Genomic DNA, 18,555 nt, shown 5'->3' on the forward strand with positions numbered 1-18,555 from the left:
TCCTTTAGCGCCGCGCCTGCGGCCGCGCGCCGCCCTGCGCCTTGATCGCCCGCAGCACCTTTTCCGGCGTGATCGGCAGGTCGTCGATGCGAACGCCGACCGCGTTGAAGATCGCATTCGCCACTGCGGGCAGCACCGGGTTGGCGCACATTTCGCCAGGGCCTTTTCCCCCGAACGGACCGTCAGGGGCGGGACGCTCCAGCACGGCAATGTCGTGCGGGCAGATGTCGCCGGGACCGGGCATCAAATATTCGACGAAGTCGCGCGGCCCGTGGACGGGATCGGGATAGTATGGCTCAGGCGTCTCGTAGAGTGCATGGCTGACGCCCATCCAGGCGCCGCCGACCAGTTGCTGCTCGACCAGGCGCGGATTGAGCGCACGGCCGAGCTCGTAAGCCGAGTCCATCCGTACCATCGCGACCTCGCCGGTCTCGTCGTCCACCTCGACCTCGGCGACGAGGCAGGCATGGGCATAGCAGGTCGCGGGCGACATCTCGCCCGTTTCAGGGTCGACGTTGGAGAGCGGCACCAGGAAGATGCCGCGGCCCGAGATGGTCTTGCCCTGTTTGAACTGCGCGGCGATGGCGACATCCTTGGTCGAGATCGAGCGGTGCGGCGCGCCCTTGACATGGATGTTGCCGCGTCCATCGGTCTCGAGATCGGCGGCGTTGACCTCGAGCTCCTCGGCGGCGGCCTCCATCATCACGCCGCGCGCCTCGCGGGCGGCGGCCATCACGGCGTTGCCGACGCGATGGGTGCCGCGCGAAGCGAACGAGCCCATGCAATGCGGGCCGGTGTCGGAGTCCGCCGTGTCGACATAGACGTCCTCGACGGGCACCCCCAGCGTCTCCGCGCAGATCTGCCGCGTCACCGACTTCATGCCCTGGCCGAGGTCGATCGACGACAGCGCCACGGTGAACTTGCCGCTCGGGTTGGAATGCACCAGCGCCTGGCTCGGATCGCCGCCGAGATTCATGCCGATGGGATAATTGATCGACGCCATGCCGCGTCCGCGATGCCGGGTCATCTAGCGCCTCCTGGTGCCGAAGACGGAGGAGAAACGGGTCGCGCCGTGCGAAGGTGCAGCCGGGCGGGGCGGGGGAGGAGGTGGCACCGGCGGCGGTGGCTCGCGCGGCGGCTCCCGCGTCGCGGTCACCGGCGCGCGGTCATAACTCGTGCGCTGCTGCGCAGGCGCGGCCGGCCGCGTCCGGGAATCCGTCGGTGTCGGCGGGATCACGGCGCGGCTGCCGCCGCCGTCCTTGCGCGAGGAGGCTCGCCTGAACTCGTCGCGGATCGGCCATTTGGCCTTTTCCGCCGCAACCTGGACGCACTCGATCAGTGCCGTGTTCTTGGCCTCGCGCCGATGCGCCTTCATGTCGCCGTCGCGATAGGCGTTCAGAATCCGGAACTCCATCGGGTCCATGCCGACGAGGTTTGCGAGCTTGTCCATCTGGCATTCGATGGCAAAGTCCATCGCGGTAACGCCGAAGCCGCGCATGGCCGTGGCCGGCGTGCGGTTGGTGAAGACGCAATAGACGTCGCCATAGACATTCGGGATGGTGTAGGGACCCGGCAGGTGCGCGGCGCATTTCACCGCGGCATAGCTCGACAGCCGCGTATAGGCGCCGCTGTCGAAATAGGCGCGGATCTTGCGCGCGACGATGCGGCCGTCGCGCATCACGCCGTCCTTGATGTAGATGCGTTCGGCGCCGCGCGGCGGGCCGTATTGCATCTCCTCCTCGCGGCCGAACACGTAGCGGACGGGGCGCCCTGTCAACATGGCGCCGAGGATCGCGAGCGGCTCGGTCAAGGTGTCGACCTTGCCGCCAAAGCCGCCGCCGACGGTGCCGCCGATGAAGTGGAAGGTGTTGGAGGGCACGTCGAGGATCTTGGCGCAGGTGTCGACCGAGAAGAACAGCGCCTGGGTCGAGGTGTAGACGACGTAGCGGCCGTTCGTGTCGGGCGCGGCGATGGCGCCGTTGGTTTCGGTCGGCGCGTGCTCGATCGGCGACATCTGGTAGCGCTGTTCGAGCACGTGGTCGGCGGTTGCGAGCGCGGCATCAGCGTCGCCGAAGCGCAGGCGCTGGTGGTCGTAGACGTCATGATAGATGAAGGCGTTCTTCGGATAGGTCTCGTTGACGACAGGCGCACCCGGCTTCAGCGCATCCTCGACGTCGAAAACGGTCGGCAGCGGCTCGTAGTCGATCTTGACCTTTGCGATCGCCTCGAACGCCTCGCGCTCGCTGTCGGCGACGATGGCGAGGATCGGCTCGCCCTTGTAGCGGACCTTGTCGACCGCCAGGGACGGCTCGTCGTCCTTGCCGAAGTTGATCAGGCTGAGCAGCGTGTTGAGGTTGCGTGGCACGTCCGCGCCGCGGATGATCCGGCGCACGCCGGCCGAGCGCTCGGCCTCGGTGGTATCGATGCGGCGCAGCCTTGCATGGGCCTGGGTCGACCGAACGACCTTCAGGTGCAGCATGCCCTGCAGCTTGTGGTCGTTGAAATAGCTGGACGTGCCCGTGATGTGGCCGAGCATGTCCTGCCGCTGCGTGCCCTTGCCGATTTCCTTCAAATTATCGTCACGCTCGTCGGCGAAGATGTCCTTGCGCAGTTCCAGCATGGTCTGACCTCAGGCGCTGGCCCGGCCGCCAGCGGCGGCGAGGATGGCATTGATGATGGGCTCGTAGCCGGTGCAACGGCAGATGTTGCCGGAGATCGCCTCGATCACCTCAGTCCGGCTCGGGGCGGGATTGCGGTCGAGGAGCGCCTTTGCGGCCATCAGCATGCCCGGCGTGCAATAGCCGCACTGGGCGGCGAAATTGTCGGCGAAGGCGCGCTGCAGCGGATGCAGGTTCGGGCCTTGCTTCATACCGTCGAGCGTTTCGACCGAGCGGCCCGCGACGGTCTCGGCGAGAGTCAGGCAGGAGAGGTGAAGCTCGCCGTCGATCAGGACGCTGCAGGTGCCGCAGCCACCCTGGCCGCAGCCGAATTTCGGCGTCATGTCGCCGATCAGCTCGCGCAGCGCGACGAGCAGATTGGTGCCGCCGTCGACGAAGATCGCGACGTCGCGGCCGTTGTGGCGAAACTGCAGGGGGATCTTTGTCATGGCGAGCTATTCCTGTCCCGACAGCAGGCGCCGCAAATGCACGCCGACGATCTCGCGGCGGTACCAGGCGCTGCCGAGCGCGTTGTCTGAGGGCGTTGTTCCTTCTGTAGCCGCCGAAGCAGCAGCTGCGATGGTCGCAGCATCCAACGAGCGGCCCTCCAGCGCGCGCTCGGCGGCGCGAGCGCGGATCTGGGTCGGCGCCATCGAGCCCAGCGCAATCCGCGCACCCGCGATCCGTCCGCCGCTGACCGGCAGATGCGCGGCAAGTGTAATCACCGAGCCGCCCTTCGGCTTGATGCGCGCGATCTTGCGATAACGAAACGCCTCGCTGCTTGCCGGCCGCGTGCAGGACACCGACAGCACCAACGTCCCTACCTGGCGCTCGCGCCCCTGCAAAAACTCCTCGATCGGAATATCGCGCGAGCCGAAGCCGCCTTGAACCGCAATGGTGGCGTCGAGCGCCAGCAGCGCCACGGTGAAATCGCCGTAAGGGTTCGGCGCGAACAGATTGCCACCGATTGTGCCCATATTGCGCACGGCGGGACCGCCGATCGAGCGGGCAGGGGCATGCAGGAAGGCGAGGTCGCGCTCGGCGAGCACGCGCGCGAAGGTGACGCCGGCACCGAGCGTGATGCGCGGGCCTGAGGCATCGATCCGGGTCAGCGCCTGGTCATGCGCCCGGACGATCGTCGAGATCGACACGTCGCCTTCGTTCAGCGCGCGCATCACCAGCGTGCCGCCGCCGAGATAGCGCGCGCTCCGGTCCGACGACAGCGCGCCAGCCGCCTCGCTCGCATTCGCAAAGGTTTTTACCGTCACGGCCATGGCTTAAGCGGCCTCCTTCAGATGGCGGCGGATCGCTTCGAATCCGGCCTGATAGATGTCTTCGGCGACCATGTGGGTGATGCGGTCCTTGTCCTCCGGCTTCGTCGTGAAACGCGATTCCCAGTGCCAGAAGGTGCGGTCGCCGTCGGTCACCGGCAGCAGCCGGACATGGGCGACGTAATTGAACATCGGGACCGGCGTATCGAGCAGGCAATAGCTGAAGGTCTGCTCGAGATCGGACAGTGCCAGCAGCTGCTCGCGCAGCTCCGAGCCGTCCTTCAGCTTGAATCGCCGGACGCAGCCGATCTTGTCGGAAGACTGCGCGCGTTCGATCGCGGAGGTCGCCACCGCCGGATGCCAGCGATCGTGACCGTTGAAATCGCGCAGCACGTCCCACACCGCCTCGGTCGGTGCGTCCAGGATCGTGCTTTTGACGATATGCGGCACGGCTAGCCCTCTGTTGTTCTCTTCACCTCGCCCCGCTTGCGGGGAGAGGCATAGGCCGCCTGCGGCGGCCGTTTTGAAGGACGCCGAAGCAAGGCTTCGGCGCTGGCGAAGCGCCGGGTGAGGGGGAGTCTCCGCGAGTCCAACTGCCTCCGTCCCCGGAGAGGCTCCCCCTCACCCCAACCCTCTCCCCGCAAGCGGGGAGAGGGGGCGCAGTGTGCCTTGATCGAAACAGGTCGGATCACGTCAGCCTCCGAACACGCGCTTCAGGGCGTCGAAGCCGCCCTGGAACACGCCGCCGCCGATGTTGTTGACGAGCTCGGTCTCCCGTTCCGGCGCGCAGTCGAATTCGGCGGTCCATTCCATGAACGTCTGGTCGCCGTCGGTGACGGGTGTCAGGCGCAGGGTGGCGACGTAGTTCTCGACGCCCATCGGCGATTCCAGGATCGAGTAGGTGCAGAACATGTCGTAGTCGGAGAGGCCGAGCAGCTTCTCGCGGATGCGGTCGCCATTGCGCAGCCGGAAATCCCTGACGCAGCCGATCTTGTCGGAGGGCTCGCCGCCCTCGATCCGGCTTTCGGCGATGGCAGGATGCCAGTTCGGCAGGCCATTGAAATCGCGCACCCGCGCCCAGACGCGATCGTTGCGGGCGTTGACGACGGTGGAGACGTAGACGCGGGCCATCGCTTAAGACCTCAGCTCTTCTTCCGCGGCCCGCGCTCGGCCGGTGGCTCGCCGCCCTCGGCCGCAGGCGGGGAGGCTGCCGGCTTGTCGCCACCGCTCCCGCCGCCACCGCTCTTGCGCGCGGCCTCCTTGATGCCCTGCATGTCGCGGGCCTCGCGGATCAGGCCGGGCATCTTGGCGAGGCTGCCGCCTTCGACGCCGATGTCGGACAGGATGGAGTCGATCAGCGGCGCCTGGACGCGATAACGCAGGGCCGAGTCGATCACCTCGTCGGTGGCGCTGCGACCGCCATTGCCGTTGCCATGGCCGTTGCCGTTGAGGCCGTCGACCTGGAGGATGCGGATGCCCTCGATCTTCTCCATCGGCTTGACGCTCTCGCGCACGATGCCTTCGATGCGGTCGAGCAGCTTTCTGCGGAACAGCGAGTAGCGCGCCTGGTCGGTCAGCACGTTCTCGGCCTCGTTCAGCATGCGTTGAGCTTCGGCCTCGACCGCGGCGCGCACGCGCTCGGCCTCGGCGGCGATGCGGGTCTCCTCCGCCTGTTTCTCCGCCAGCAGGACCTCGACAGTCTTGCGCCGCTTGGCGATCTCGCTCTCGCGGGCGGTGACGACGCGCTCGGCGGCTTCGGTCGCCCGGATCCGCGCCTCCTCGGCGGCGGCGCGCGCGGCCGACTCCTCCAGCGACTTCTGATGGATGGCGATGGCCTTCTCCATCAGCACCGTCTCGACGTCCTTCTCGCGATTGACCTCGAGCTTGCGCAGCTCGCGCTCGCGGCCGATGCGGGCCTCGTCGAGGCCGCGATCGGACGCGATGCGGGCGCGCTCGACTTCCTCACGGGAGGCGATCTCGGCTTCCTGCAGGGACTGCACGCGGGCGACCTCGAGCTGCTCGATGGCACGGCGACGCTCGATGCGAGCGGCTTCCAGGGCTTGCTCGCGCGAGACGTCGGTGGTCTCGACCTCCTTGCGGGCGACGATCTCGGCCTGCTTGACCTGGCGATCGGCATCGATCCGCTCGGACTTCTTGGTCGACAGCGCGATGACGCGGTCCTCGTCGGCGATCTCGATCGCCTTCTTCTGCTCGATATTGAGCACCTCGCGCTTTTTGGAGGCATTGATGCGCTCGGCCTCGAGCGCCAGGTCGACCGTGATGCGCTGCCGCTCGATGGCGTCGCGCCGCTTCAGCTCGGCGGCATCCAGGATCCCGGTCCGTTCGATCTCAAGCGCGCGCGTTTCACGCTCGGCCTGGATGCGCTCGGCCGCAACCGCCTTTTCCTGGGCGATGCGGGCCGCCTCGATCGCCTCGCGCGAGGCGATGTCGGCTTCCTCGACGGCGCGGTTGCGGGCGATCTCTAGCGAGCGCACGCGCTCCTCCTGGGCGATGCGCGAAGCTTCCGTGGTCTCGCGCGCGACGATGCCGGCGACGTCGAGCGCCTGGTTGCGCTCGATCTCCAGCTGCCGCGTGCTCTGCTCGGCGGCGATGCGCTCGGCAGCGAGCGTCCGCTCCCGCGCAATGCGGGCCGCCTCGACCGCGCGCTGGGCCTCGATTTCGGCCTCCTGGATGGTTCGCACCTGCTGGATCTCCAGTGCGCGGGTCCGCTCGTCGGAGGAGATGCGTTCGACATTGACGATCAACGTCTGGGCGATGCGGGCCTTTTCGGTGGCCTCGCGTGCGGCAATCTCGGCCTCGTCGACCGCGCGCGTCCGCTCGATCTCGCGGCGGCGTGTCTCCTCTTCATTGGCGATGCGGGCATCGGTGACGACGCGGTCCTGCTGGATGCGGGCCTTTTCGATGGCCTCGCGGGCGGCGATCTCGGCTTCCTCGACCGTGCGCATCCGCTCGATCTCGCGCTGGCGCACTTCGCGTTCGGACGCGATGCGGGTGGTGTCGATCGAGCGCTGGTTGGCGATCCGGGTCTTCTCGATCTCCTCGCGCGCCAGCAGCTCCTTCTCCTCGATGGTGCGGGTCCGCTCGATCTCCTTCTGGCGGGTCTCGCGCTCGGAGGCGATGCGGGCCTCTGCAATCGCCTGCTCATTGGCGATGCGGGCGCGCTCGATGGCCTCGCGGGCGGAAATCTGCGCCTGCTCGGCCTCGGTCTCGCGCAGGGCCCGCTCGCGCGCGACTTCGGTGCGCTGAAGCGCACGGCGCATCTCGATGTCACGTTCCTGCTCAAGGCGCGCGGTCTCGCTCTCGCGCTCGATCTCCAGCGCCTGCCGTTCGGCCTCGAGGTTGCGGGAGCGGATCTTGATCATCGAATCCTGCTCGATGTCGTTGCGCAGCTTCCGCCTGGCCTCGATGTCCTCCATCAAGCGGGTCAGGCCTTCGGCGTCGAAACGGTTCGAAGGGTTGAAGAACTCGAGGTCTGTCTGGTCAAGATCGGTGATCGCGACCGATTCCAGCTCGAGGCCGTTCTGGGCGAGAGCTTCCGCCGCTTCGGTCTTGACCCGCGCGACGTAGTCGCCGCGACGCTCGTGCATTTCCTCCATGGTCATCTCGGAGGCGACCGAGCGGATCGCGGAGATGAACTTGCCGGCCAGCAGTGCGTGGAGCTGCCCGGGTTCCAGGGTGCGGCGGCCGAGTGTCGCCGCGGCGATCGACACGGCTTCCCGGGTCGGCTGCACGCGGACATAGAAGTCGGCTTCGATGTCGACGCGCATGCGGTCGCGGGTGATCACGGCATCCTGCTTCGAGCGCACGATGCCCATCGGCAAGACGTTCATGTTGACAGGCGTGTAGTCGTGGATGAACGGCAGCACGAAGGCGCCGCCATTGATCACCACGCGTTCGCCGAGGAATCCGGTGCGGACGAACGATGTCTCCTTGGAGGAGCGGTGGTACAGCCAGTTCACGATATAGACGCCAACCACGATCACGATGATCGCGACGATCAGCCAGAGGATCAATTCACCGACCAACATCCCTGACATCTTTCCCTCCCTCGAACTCTTCAGGCGTTATCGTGCGCCGATCGCCTTGAATTGCCGCACTTGTTCCGTCAGCGCCCGCTCCACCGGCAGCCGCTCCATCGAGGACGCCCCGTAGAAGCCGTGGCAATGACGGGTATTCTTCATGATAAAGTCCGCGTCGGCGGGATCGGCGATCGGCCCGCCATGCGCCAGCACCAGGATGTCCGGATTGACGCTGAGCGCGGCGGTCGCCCAGGTGTCGATCTGCGCCGCGGCAGTCCTTGAGCTTCGGCGCGGTCTGCGCACCGATCGTGCCGCCGGTCGTCAGGCCCATGTGGCAGACGATGATGTCGGCGCCGGCGATCGCCATCGCCGCGGCTTCCTTTTCGCTGAACACGTAGGGCGTCGTCAGCATGTCCTTGTCGTGCGCCTTGGCGATCATGTCGATCTCGAGCGCATAGGACATGCCGGTCTCTTCGAGATTGGCGCGGAAGGTGCCGTCGATCAGGCCGACGGTCGGAAAATTCTGGACACCGGCAAATCCGAGCGCCTTCAGCTGGTCGAGAAAGACGTCCATGTCGCGGAAGGGATCGGTGCCATTGACGCCCGCAAGCACCGGGGTCTGGCCGACCACGGGGAGCACCTCGTTCGCCATTTCCAGCACGATGGCGTTGGCATCGCCATACGCCATCAGGCCCGCCAGCGAACCGCGTCCGGCCATGCGGTAGCGGCCGGAATTGTAGATGACGATGAGGTCGACGCCGCCGGCTTCCTCACATTTGGCTGAGAGCCCGGTGCCGGCCCCGCCGCCGACGATCGGCTCGCCGCGCTTTGCCATGTCGCGAAACCTTTTCAGCAGCGCCGCGCGTTCAAACCTGGCCATCGGTCACCTCGCGAGTCTCCGCCGCACCCCGGTGCGCCCGAACAGGGTTCGGAACGCACCGACGATGGCGGCGGCGAAATCGGGATCGTTGATGTTCTTAGGGATGCGAATGAGCTGGCGGTTGCCGGTCTGCCGCACGGTGCGCTCCAGCGTGCGGAACAGCGCGGCATCGGCATCCGGATCCCAGAACGGCTGGCCGAGCGCGTCGAGCGCGGAGACGCCGCCCTCGGGCATGAAGAAACGCACCGGGCCGTCCATCTGGTTGAGCCGCTCGCCGATCCAGCGGCCCATGCGCTCGTTCTCTTCCACCGTCGTCCGCATCAACGTCACCTGCGGATTGTGGACGTGGAATTTGCGGCCGCGATAGCGCTCGGGAATGGTGTCGGGCGCGCCGAAATTGACCATGTCGAGTGCGCCGACCGAGCCGACATAGGGCAGGCGGCTGCCGATGATCGCGCCAAAGCGGTCCTCGGTCGCCGGAAACACGCCGCCCATCAAGAGGTCGCAGACCTCGGTCGTGGTGAGGTCGATCACGCCGGCGAGCTGGCCGGACTCCACGAGCTTCTCCATCGAGCGTCCGCCGACGCCGGTGGCATGGAAGACCAGGCACTCGAAATCGTCGCGCAGGTCGGCGGCGATCTTCTGCACGGCCGGCGTGGTGACGCCGAACATGGTGATGCCGATTGCGGGCAGCCCGCCGGCCTCTCGCGCCGTTGCGGCACGCGTGTCGAGCCGCGCCTTGACCATGCCGGCGAGCGCATTGGCCCCGTTGGCGAGCACCGCGCGCGAGATCGAGTTCAGTCCCTGCACGTCGGTGACCGAGTACATCATCGTGATGTCGGCCGGGCCGACATAGGGCCCGACATCGCCTGATGCGACGGAGGAAATGATCAGCTTGGGCACGCCGACGGGCAGGGCGCGCATGCCGGGGGCGACCAGCGAGGCCGCGCCCGAGCCTCCGGCGGAGATCACGCCGGCGACATTGCCCTGGCGCCGCAGCCAGTTGGCAAACGCATCCGCCATTGCTGTCACGGCGGCACCACGGTCGGTGCCGAATACGGCGGAGCCGCCGCGGCCGTGGTTCAGGGCGATCTCCTGCGCCGAGACATCGCAGGATGAATGCTTGCCGCTGGTCGAGACGTCGACCAGCCGCGTCCGCAGGCCGCTTTCGGCTATTATGTCGCGGATGTAGCGCAGCTCCTGGCCCTTGGTATCGAGCGTGCCGACGACCAGCACCACTGGCGGGCCCGAAGCCTGCGTCGCCACCGGTTCGCGCTTGCGCCGCGCGGTCTCGTCGAGCCGCGCGACTTGCGTCGAGAGCGTCCGCGCGGCGGCCTCGATGCGGGCGATCGGCACCGGTTGCGACCATCGCGTCGGCAGCGTCGGGTTGGAGATGTAGATGCGGACCGGTCCGTCGCGGCGTGGCGCCGGCGCGGGTTTCGCCTCAGTGCCGGATGTGGCGATGTCGATATCCGGTTCGAGCTCCGCATGAAGCCCGACGCCGAGCAGGCGCTGCTGGAGCTCGCGGTCCGCGGCAAGGCGCGCGGAGTCGATGATGCGGTTGATGCGGCCGTTGACCATGATCGCGACGTTGCGCGAGATCGCGGTGGCGACGCCGATGTTTTGCTCGATGACGAGCACGGACATGTCACCGTCTTCGCCCAGCCGCAGCAGCATCTCCTCGACCTGCGTGACGATGACGGGCGCGAGGCCTTCGGTCGGCTCGTCCATGATGAGCAAATGCGGGTTGGTGAGCAGCGCGCGCGAGATCGCCAGCATCTGCTGCTCGCCGCCGGAGAGCTGACCGCCGCCGTGGCCCTTGCGCTCGGCGAGGCGCGGGAATGTGTCGTAGATCCGCTCGACGGTCCAGGCGCCCGAACGCAGGCCGCCGGCGAGCTGCAGATGCTCGTCGACGCTGAGCGAGCGCCAGAGACGGCGTCCCTGCGGCACGTAGCCGACGCCGAGCCGGGCGATCTGGGCCGGCGGCCGGCGCGTGACATCCTCGCCGCGGACGCGAATCGAGCCGCCGCTCACGCCGACCAGTCCCATGATCGCCTTGCACAGCGTGGTCTTGCCCATGCCGTTGCGGCCGACGACGGAGAACACGCCGCTGTCCAATGTGAGATCAACGCCTTGCAGCGCATGCGAGTGGCCGTAGTAGACGTCGAGGCCGCGAACCTCGAGCGCCGGATTGCTGCGGCGGAGCTCATTCATGGCCGCCCCCGAGATAGAGCTCCTGCACCTCGGGGTCGGACTGGATCTCCTCCGGCAGGCCTTCCTTGAAGACGCGGCCGTTGTGCATCATCGTAACGCTCTCGACGACGCGCAGCGCAACGTCCATGTCGTGCTCGATGATGATGTAGCCGATATGGGCCGGCAGGGAGGTCAGGATCTCGATCAGCTCGGCTCGCTCCGTGGGCGACAGGCCCGCGGCCGGCTCGTCGAACAGCACGAAGCGCGGGGCGCCCGCGAGCGCCAGCGCGATCTCGAGCTGGCGCTGCTGGCCGTGGGCGAGCTCGGCCACGCGCTGGTCCTTCACGGCGGAGAGATGCACGGCCTGCACCAGGTTGTCAGCCGCATGCATCAGCGCATCGTTCTGCCCCGGACGCAGGAACGAGAAGCGCCCGCGCGAGACGCCGCGGCAGGCGAGATAGACGTTGTCCTGCACGGTGAGGCCCGGGAACAGCGCCGAAATCTGGTAGGTGCGGCGCAGCCCGCGGCGGATGCGCTCATAGGGCGGGAAATGCGTCACGTCCTCGCCGAAGAAGCGGATGGTGCCGGAGGAGGGCGGGAAGTCGCCCGTGATGCAGTTGAACAGCGTGGTCTTGCCGGCACCGTTCGAGCCGAGCACGGCGCGCCGCTCGCCCGGCCGCACGGTGATGGTGACGTCGGTCAACGCGGCGAGCGCGCCGAACAGCCGCGTCACGCCGCGCAGCTCGAGCGCTGCGCCGGCACCGACGGCGGAGAGGCGTTGGGCGACGCTATCCATGGCCGCGCCCTCCACCGGAGCGGCTCGCCTCGCGCCGTTGATGCTGACGCCAGCGCTGCCACAGGCCGATGACGCCGTCCGAGGACCAGAATACGATGGCGAGGAAGCCGAGTCCGATCAGCAGGCGGAATCGGTTGCCGTCGAGTCCGAGCCGGACCAGGAAGTCGAGCGCGAAGGTCCGCAGCAGCACGAAGATCAGTGCGCCGATGAAGGGCCCGATCGGGCGGGTGATGCCGCCGACGACGGCGATGATCAGGACGTCGATGCACGCGCCGACGCTGACCGAACCCGGCGAGATCTGGCGATAGTTCCAGACTTGGAGCACGCCGGCCAGCGCGGCGACGAAAGATGCGAAAGCATAGGCTGCGACGCGGTGCGCATTGACGTTGAAGCCGAGCGCCGCCATGCGCCGCGGATTGTCGCGCACACCCTGGAGCGCCAGGCCGAACGGCGCCCGCGAGAGGTATTCGACCGCGAAATAGCAGAGCGCGGCGACCGCGAGCACGATGTAATAGAAGGGAATGTCGGCGCGCCAGTTCACGCCCCAGAAGTGCGGCGTGGCCACCGTGTTGATGCCGGTATGACCGTTGAAGATCGCCCAGTTCTGGTTGGTGAAATAGTAGAAGGCCGCTCCGATCGCGAGCGTGATCATGATAGTGTAGATGCCTTCGGTCCGGACCGCGAGCGCGCCGCCGAGCGTGCCGAAGGCGGTCGCCAGCGCCAGCGCCATCGGCACCGCGAGCCACCAAGGCCAGCCCAGGCTGATATTCGGATTGCCGCTGACGCCGAACACCGCGACCATGTAGGCCGAGAAGCCCGCGATGGTGAGCTGCATCAGGCTGACCATGCCGCCATAGCCGGCGAGGAACATCAGGCTCAGCGCCACGGTGCCGAGGATCAGCGTGGTCGCGAAGATCTCGATCAGAAAAAAGCTGCTCGCGATCAGCGGCATGATCAGGAGAATGGCCGCGACGGCCCAGGCAGCGGGGTTGTTGATCTCCGGCCATGTCCGGGCGGGGGGCTGCGCCTTGGTGGCGCGGCCTAGGGCAACTGGGGCATCGTGGGCGAGCGACATCTCAGCGCCTCGCCAATAGGCCTTGCGGCCTGATCGCCAGCACCAGCACCATGATCAGGAAGGTCACGACGATGGCGTAGGTCGGGATGTAGACCGAGCCGAGCTGCTCGGCGAGGCCGATGATCAGCGCGCCGAGCGCGGCGCCCGGGATCGAGCCCATGCCGCCCACGATCACAACCACGAGGGACGCCAGCAGGAAACGGATGTCTTCGCCGGGCGACAATGACTGGAAGGTGCCGCCGACGACGCCGGCGATGCCGGCAAGCCCCGCGCCGAAGGCGAACACGCCGACGAAGACGAGCTGGATGCGCACGCCCGTCGCGGCGAGAATATCGCGGTCGTCCACGCCGGCGCGGATGATCATGCCGATCCGGGTGCGGTTGAGCGCGAGCCACATCGCGACGCCGATCACCACGGAGGCCACGAAGATCACGAGCCTGACGAGTGGATATCTGAGGTAGACCGGATCGCCCGAGGATTTGATCGCAGTCACCAGCGGCAGCTCGATGGGACCGATCAGCCATTTCGGGGTCTGGATCTGGTAGAAGTCGCCCCCGCAGGCCCACAGCATGAGATCGGCAAACACGATCGAGAGCCCGATCGTCACCATGGTTTGCCTGAGATCCTGGCCCTCCATCCGGCGGAACACGATCACCTGCAGCAGCACGCCGACGACAGCGGTCAGGATGAAGGCGACGACGAAGCCGAGGATCCAGGAGCCGGTCGATGAGCTGATGGCGTAGCCGATATAGCCGCCGAACAGATAGAGCGAGCCGTGCGCGAGGTTGACGTTGCGCATCAGGCCGAAGATCAGCGTGAAGCCGCTGGCGACCAGGAAGTAGAGGCCGCCAAGCGTGATGCCATTGAACACCGCGTTGAGGAAGACGCGCTTGCGGCCGATCGCCTCTTCCAGCCCCGGCGGCCAGACTGCGAAGATCAGCCAGAGCGCGACCGCAATCGCGATGATCGTAATCAGCGCCCAGGCCGGATGGCGTTCGACGAAGCGGCTCATGGCTTCACCTCGCCCCGCTTGCTGGGAGAGGTCGGCGCGTAGCGCCGGGCGAGGGAGACTCTCCGCGAGTCAAACTGCCGCCGCACTTGCGGAGACTCCTCCTCACCCAGACCCTCTCCCCGCAAGTGGGGCGAGGGGGCATGCAAGCCGTTGCCGGCTGCTGGCCCTGCCATGAGCGAACGTCCTCCCGTCACGCGCGATCCTCTTTTCCGGGATCGCGTTGCCGGCATCCTAGCCAAGCGGCGAGGGCGACGTTTGATCGTGAGTATCTTTTCGTGGCCTGCGCTCAGGCGCGCAAAACCTTGGCGGCGCGACGATAATCGGTCGGGGCCATCCCGACATTGGCGGCAAAAAAGCGCGTGAAACCGCTCTGCGAGGAGAAGCCGAGATCGAAGCCGATGTCGGCGATCGGTGTCTCGCTCGCCACCAGCGCTTCGAGCGCCTGTTCCATGATCAGCGTGTTGAGGTAGAGGTTTGGCGTGACGCCGGTCTGCACGCGGAACAGGCGGTAGAAATGCGGTCGCGACAGGCCGGATTCGCGCGCGATGGTGTCGAGCTCGATTTCAGCGCCGGGGCTCTCCGACATCATCTTGATGCACTTGCGGACGCGAAAATCGGTGACGCCGCCTGCGCGCGGATCGCGCGCGATCTCGGCCTGCTGCCAGCTTTCGTCGTAGCAGATGTCGATCAGTCGCCTCAGCTCGGAATCGAGACTGGAGAGCGATGGTGCGCCGCACACGAGCGCGGCGGTCCGCCTGATGTGCTTGTCGAGTGCTGGCGTGCGCTTGAACTGGGTGCGGCCGAAGCGCAACCGGTCGGAACCGGAGGCATCCGGCGCAAACCATTCGGCGTTGACGTAGAGCACGAAGAAGATGGCGCCGCCGTCAAGATCGGTCGGCAGAAAGTTGTGCGGCTCCCAGGGATTGACGGCGACGACCGACGTCTCGGTGAGATCGTAATGCCCGTCGGAGACGTCGATGCATGCCGACATGCCGCCGACATGGAAGATCAGATGACCTTCGCGATGGGCGTGGATATTGAAAGGCCGGTTCAACTGATAAACCGTCGCCCGGCCGAAGCGGCCGTGGAAGACGGCGAGCGCACGGCTCATGCCTTCCCCTCCCGAGCATTCTTGTCTTTTCGGCCAGCCTTCAACAACACCGCCGAGATTGCAAGAGCGGAGAGCGACCGCGTCAGCGAGTCGCTCCCCGGTTGCGTCTGCCTGACGTGATGCGTCAGTATTTCTTACATTCCGGCACGGTGCGGCTCGGCAGCCCGATCTTGGAGAACACGGCCGGGTCGTAGCCGAGCGTCTGGTTCACGTTGGGGATCACCTTCACGACCTTGCTGAACAGCGCGCCCTTGCCGTCGTCGACGACTTCGGTGACGAAGTTGGTGCCGATCGCCTGGCGGTTGGAGTCGAGCTTGATCTTGCCGTTCGGTGCGTCGAGCTCGATCTTCGCCAGCGCTTCCTTGTACTTGGCCTGGTTGTTGGAGAGATCGCCGTTAACCTGACGCAGTGCGAGGATCAGCGCCATGGTCGAATTATAGTAGTTGGTGGCGAGCAGCGACGGGCTCGGGAAGCGCTTGTTGGGCGGGAAGGCGTCCTGATAGGCCTTCACGAACTTCTGCCAGCCCGGATCCTCCCAAGTGTCGGCCTGGCCGCTCGCCGCGATGGTTCCGATCAGCGCGTTCTTGGCGTTGCCCTTCGACGACAGGATGGTCTGGTCGATCATGATGGAACCGCCCATCAGATGCGCCTTGCCGCCGGCCTGCTGATACTGGTTGAGGAAGTTGACGGCGTCGGCGCCGCCAAGCCCGAGATAGATGGCGTCGACGTCGTCGGGCAGGGCAGCGATGACGGAGGCGAAGTCCTTCGTTCCCAGCGGCACCCATTGCCGGTTGGTGACCTGTCCGCCCATGCCGCAGAACTCGAGCACCAACCCGAACACCTGGGTATAGATGAAGGAATAGTCCTCGCCGACGGTCGCGATCTTGCGATACTTCTTCTCTTCATAAGCGTATTTGCCGAGGCCGATCTGCCACTGCGCGCCGTCCATGTTGTAGCGGAAGAAGTTCGGTGCCGGGTCGACATAGGTCGTTTCCTGTGCACCGGATGCGGCATTGATGAACGTCAGCCCGGGATGGCTCTTGGCAAAATTCTTCACCGCGATGCCTTCGTCGCCGGAGAGTGGCGACAGCAGGATCTGCACCTTGTCCTGCTCGATCAGCTTGCGCACGGCGCGCACGGCGGAGTCCGGCGTTGCATCGGTTGAAGCGACGATGAATTCGAGTTCCTTGTCGCCGACCTTCTTGCCGAGCACGTTGAGCGCGGTCTGGTGGCCGCGCATGCCGTCCTCGCCGAGCACCGTGTAGGTGCCCTCGAGCGTTGCGGTCACGCCCACCTTGATCTTTTCCTGGGCGATCGCCGCGCCCGAAAGAAACAGGCTGCTCAACGCGAGCAGTCCGATGCTGCATTTCGACATGTGCTCCTCCCTGTGTCATCGCTTGTTGCCGCGACGAACCGTATGGTGCCCGTGGCTCTCGAAGCCCGCGGCTTTGGAGGAAAGCTAACCGAAGTCGGATGCGCTGCACCCATCGCGGCCTCGTTCGGCTTGACTGGCAGTCTCATTTTTGAATGTTGCGGCGCGAGTGATTTTCGCGGTGCAGCAGGACGCCGCGCTAGCTGTAATCTTCGCCGAGAAACTGGTTGATCGCATCGAACGCCTGCAGACGGTTCTTCTCCAGCAGCACCATGTGCGTGCCTTCGCCGATCTCGACCCATCGCCGATATGGCGCATGCTTCAGCGAAAGGAACAGGTCCTGCGCCGAAGCGATGGTCACGTCCTGATCCCATTCCGCGTGGACCAGGAGCACGGGCACGCGAATGTCGCCGGCGTCGTAGAGCCTCTTGCCGGCGGCCCAGTATTCGCGGATGTCCAGGATCGGGCCGTTGACCGCACGCATGATGGGAGGCGCTTGCGCGCTGCCTAACGGGTCGGTCGCGAGCGAGATATTGGCCCAGCGCTCGAAGCCGCCCGCCGGGATCAAGCTCGATCGTGCCGCTTCCGGCGCAGCCGAGAGCCAGCGCGTCCTGAAGTCCAGCACCGGAACGTTGCGATAGCCGCCGAGGCGCCCGCCTGCATCGATCGGAGCCGGACCCTGCAGCACCCAAAGCGGCGCGACCAGCGCGAGCTTGATGACCTTGTCGTTGTTGCCTGCGGTGTAAGCGCCGGCCACCGAGCCGCCCCAGGACATGGCAACCAGATTGAGGCGCGCGATCCTGCGTTGCTTGAGGATGTACGCGACGGCGCTGGCGAGGTCACGCACGCCGGCCTCGGTGCGCACGAGCGGTTCGGACTGCTCCGGCGGCGCGTCCATCTCGGACGGGCGGGTCGATTGGCCATAGCCGCGCACGTCGAGCGCGAAGACGTCGTACCCATGGCCGGCGAGATGATCCATGAACGAGAGGCCGTCGAGTGGCGTATCGAAAAGGCTTCCCGATGAATAGGTCGCGCCGTGCATCATCAGGATGGTTCGCTCGGCGGAGAAGGTCTCGAGCGCCACGGGGCGCTTGTTGCGCAGGTGAAGCGAAATTCCGGCCGTGTCGCTCGGGATCATGAGATCCTCGACCACGATCTCGGGCCTGTCGACGCGCGCGCTGGCGTGCTGGTTCATGATCGCTCTCCGTTCAGACGAATTGCCAGGTGAAGTGTCCTCCGGTGCGGCTGACGCGGCCGACCGATGACTGTGCGAAATGGGTGGTGAAGATGGTCACCCGCTCGGCAGCATTCTCCAGCACGAAGGCGCGCGAGCGCAACGCGGCTTCCGGGAATTCGCAGAAGCAGGAATTGAGCGAAGGCTCATAGACCTGGAGCGGGTGGTGCATCACGTCTCCGGCGAACAGCGCCTCCTCGCCGCGCGAGACGAGGCGGATGGAGGCGTGATCGACGCTATGACCGGGTGTCGGAACGAACGAGATGCCTTCGAGTACCTCGCGTCCGTCCACCGCGATGAGCTTGGCAAGTCCGGCCTCGACCACCGGCCGGACGCTGTCGTCATAGACACGGTCGGCCGGCTTGCGCAGCGCCGGGCCGAGGGACGGGGCAGGGCGGGCCGTTCCGGTCGGCTCTGTGCCCGTCGCGAGGCTCTCGCCATAGGCCTGCTCGATCGCAGAGAAGACGTAGGTCGCATTCGGGAAGGTCGGGACCCAGCGTCCGTCGACGAGGCGGGTGTTCCAGCCGACGTGATCGCCATGCACGTGGGTGAGCAGCACGTAATCGACCTGCTCCGGCGTGACACCCGCTGCGGCGAGCCGCGCCAGGAACGGCTCGTTGAGCCGGTGAAGCGGCGGAATCTCCGGTCGGTGCTTGTCGTTGCCGGTGGCCGTGTCGATCAGGATCGTGTGGTGCGGCGTCTTGACCAGCCAGCTGTGAATGCTTTGGATGAAGGTGCCTGTCGCAGCATCGAACGAGCCCGCCTCCAGGCGGTCGCGATGGCGCCCCAGCGCCTGCGGCTCGCCTTCCGGATAGAGCGCGTCGAACTTGAATGCGGCAAGCCGCAACTCGTCGATCCGCGTGATGGATGCTTCGCCGATCTGATAGGTCTTGGCCGCGTGAATCATCAAGATG

General features: G+C 66.4%; 15 protein-coding genes and 1 pseudogene. All 16 read right to left on the minus strand.

The window, feature by feature from the left end; all coding sequences use genetic code 11:
- Positions 1-4 precede the first annotated feature (4 nt).
- The gene (locus ACVWYQ_RS00405) at positions 5-1,027 is read right to left on the minus strand and encodes a xanthine dehydrogenase family protein molybdopterin-binding subunit (RefSeq protein WP_036013333.1); all 1,023 of its coding nucleotides are present in this window, start codon (positions 1,025-1,027) and stop codon (positions 5-7) included.
- Positions 1,028-2,620 (minus strand): xanthine dehydrogenase family protein molybdopterin-binding subunit, encoded by a 1,593-nt coding sequence (locus ACVWYQ_RS00410; RefSeq protein ID WP_456725338.1) that lies wholly within the window; start codon positions 2,618-2,620, stop codon positions 1,028-1,030.
- Between the two features lie 9 nt (positions 2,621-2,629).
- Positions 2,630-3,106: a (2Fe-2S)-binding protein gene (locus tag ACVWYQ_RS00415; protein ID WP_109144206.1), complete on the minus strand. Its 477-nt coding sequence runs from the start codon at positions 3,104-3,106 to the stop codon at positions 2,630-2,632.
- Positions 3,107-3,112: 6 nt separating this feature from the next.
- Positions 3,113-3,931, minus strand: a complete 819-nt coding sequence (locus ACVWYQ_RS00420) for an FAD binding domain-containing protein (RefSeq protein ID WP_271540782.1) — start codon at positions 3,929-3,931, stop codon at positions 3,113-3,115.
- Positions 3,932-3,934: 3 nt separating this feature from the next.
- Positions 3,935-4,378 carry an SRPBCC family protein gene (locus ACVWYQ_RS00425; protein ID WP_271540781.1) on the minus strand — a complete coding sequence of 148 codons (444 nt, stop codon included), beginning with the start codon at positions 4,376-4,378 and terminating at the stop codon, positions 3,935-3,937.
- A gap of 243 nt (positions 4,379-4,621) precedes the next feature.
- Positions 4,622-5,059, minus strand: a complete 438-nt coding sequence (locus ACVWYQ_RS00430) for an SRPBCC family protein (protein ID WP_011086163.1) — start codon at positions 5,057-5,059, stop codon at positions 4,622-4,624.
- An 11-nt stretch (positions 5,060-5,070) separates the two neighbouring features.
- Positions 5,071-7,986, minus strand: coding sequence for a flotillin family protein (locus ACVWYQ_RS00435; RefSeq protein WP_404541925.1), 2,916 nt, complete (start codon positions 7,984-7,986; stop codon positions 5,071-5,073).
- 27 nt (positions 7,987-8,013) lie between these two features.
- Positions 8,014-8,848: pseudogene (locus tag ACVWYQ_RS00440) on the minus strand (phosphoenolpyruvate hydrolase family protein).
- Between the two features lie 3 nt (positions 8,849-8,851).
- Entirely contained in the window at positions 8,852-11,062 is a 2,211-nt protein-coding gene (locus ACVWYQ_RS00445; RefSeq protein ID WP_456725339.1) for a Tm-1-like ATP-binding domain-containing protein, read from the minus strand.
- A complete protein-coding gene (locus tag ACVWYQ_RS00450; protein WP_036023786.1) occupies positions 11,055-11,837 on the minus strand; it encodes an ABC transporter ATP-binding protein in 783 nt (260 codons plus the stop codon). The genes ACVWYQ_RS00445 and ACVWYQ_RS00450 overlap by 8 nt, the downstream gene beginning before the upstream one ends.
- Positions 11,830-12,912: a branched-chain amino acid ABC transporter permease gene (locus tag ACVWYQ_RS00455; protein WP_271540777.1), complete on the minus strand. Its 1,083-nt coding sequence runs from the start codon at positions 12,910-12,912 to the stop codon at positions 11,830-11,832. The genes ACVWYQ_RS00450 and ACVWYQ_RS00455 overlap by 8 nt, the downstream gene beginning before the upstream one ends.
- 1 nt (position 12,913) lies before the next feature.
- Complete coding sequence (locus tag ACVWYQ_RS00460; RefSeq protein WP_404541917.1) at positions 12,914-13,924, minus strand: branched-chain amino acid ABC transporter permease; 1,011 nt, start codon at positions 13,922-13,924, stop codon at positions 12,914-12,916.
- Between the two features lie 286 nt (positions 13,925-14,210).
- Positions 14,211-15,035, minus strand: a complete 825-nt coding sequence (locus ACVWYQ_RS00465; protein WP_157282395.1) for a helix-turn-helix domain-containing protein — start codon at positions 15,033-15,035, stop codon at positions 14,211-14,213.
- A 124-nt stretch (positions 15,036-15,159) separates the two neighbouring features.
- Positions 15,160-16,410, minus strand: a complete 1,251-nt coding sequence (locus tag ACVWYQ_RS00470) for an ABC transporter substrate-binding protein (RefSeq protein WP_036013367.1) — start codon at positions 16,408-16,410, stop codon at positions 15,160-15,162.
- A gap of 196 nt (positions 16,411-16,606) precedes the next feature.
- Positions 16,607-17,602 carry an alpha/beta hydrolase gene (locus ACVWYQ_RS00475; RefSeq protein WP_404541914.1) on the minus strand — a complete coding sequence of 332 codons (996 nt, stop codon included), beginning with the start codon at positions 17,600-17,602 and terminating at the stop codon, positions 16,607-16,609.
- A 13-nt stretch (positions 17,603-17,615) separates the two neighbouring features.
- Positions 17,616-18,548 carry an MBL fold metallo-hydrolase gene (locus tag ACVWYQ_RS00480; protein WP_404546253.1) on the minus strand — a complete coding sequence of 311 codons (933 nt, stop codon included), beginning with the start codon at positions 18,546-18,548 and terminating at the stop codon, positions 17,616-17,618.
- Positions 18,549-18,555 lie beyond the last annotated feature (7 nt).

This window comes from Bradyrhizobium sp. USDA 3397 (genome assembly GCF_054060965.1).

Excerpts from the sequence above, each read along its gene's own strand:
- ACVWYQ_RS00445 (WP_456725339.1), bottom strand. The coding sequence starts at position 11,062 with ATGAATGAGCTCCGCCGCAGCAATCCGGCGCTCGAGGTTCGCGGCCTC.
- ACVWYQ_RS00415 (WP_109144206.1), bottom strand. The coding sequence starts at position 3,106 with ATGACAAAGATCCCCCTGCAGTTTCGCCACAACGGCCGCGACGTCGCG.
- ACVWYQ_RS00475 (WP_404541914.1), bottom strand. The coding sequence starts at position 17,602 with ATGAACCAGCACGCCAGCGCGCGCGTCGACAGGCCCGAGATCGTGGTC.
- ACVWYQ_RS00460 (WP_404541917.1), bottom strand. The coding sequence starts at position 13,924 with ATGAGCCGCTTCGTCGAACGCCATCCGGCCTGGGCGCTGATTACGATC.
- ACVWYQ_RS00420 (WP_271540782.1), bottom strand. The coding sequence starts at position 3,931 with ATGGCCGTGACGGTAAAAACCTTTGCGAATGCGAGCGAGGCGGCTGGC.
- ACVWYQ_RS00470 (WP_036013367.1), bottom strand. The coding sequence starts at position 16,410 with ATGTCGAAATGCAGCATCGGACTGCTCGCGTTGAGCAGCCTGTTTCTT.
- ACVWYQ_RS00455 (WP_271540777.1), bottom strand. The coding sequence starts at position 12,912 with ATGTCGCTCGCCCACGATGCCCCAGTTGCCCTAGGCCGCGCCACCAAG.
- ACVWYQ_RS00465 (WP_157282395.1), bottom strand. The coding sequence starts at position 15,035 with ATGAGCCGTGCGCTCGCCGTCTTCCACGGCCGCTTCGGCCGGGCGACG.
- ACVWYQ_RS00435 (WP_404541925.1), bottom strand. The coding sequence starts at position 7,986 with ATGTCAGGGATGTTGGTCGGTGAATTGATCCTCTGGCTGATCGTCGCG.
- ACVWYQ_RS00405 (WP_036013333.1), bottom strand. The coding sequence starts at position 1,027 with ATGACCCGGCATCGCGGACGCGGCATGGCGTCGATCAATTATCCCATC.
- ACVWYQ_RS00450 (WP_036023786.1), bottom strand. The coding sequence starts at position 11,837 with ATGGATAGCGTCGCCCAACGCCTCTCCGCCGTCGGTGCCGGCGCAGCG.
- ACVWYQ_RS00410 (WP_456725338.1), bottom strand. The coding sequence starts at position 2,620 with ATGCTGGAACTGCGCAAGGACATCTTCGCCGACGAGCGTGACGATAAT.
- ACVWYQ_RS00430 (WP_011086163.1), bottom strand. The coding sequence starts at position 5,059 with ATGGCCCGCGTCTACGTCTCCACCGTCGTCAACGCCCGCAACGATCGC.
- ACVWYQ_RS00480 (WP_404546253.1), bottom strand. The coding sequence starts at position 18,548 with ATGATTCACGCGGCCAAGACCTATCAGATCGGCGAAGCATCCATCACG.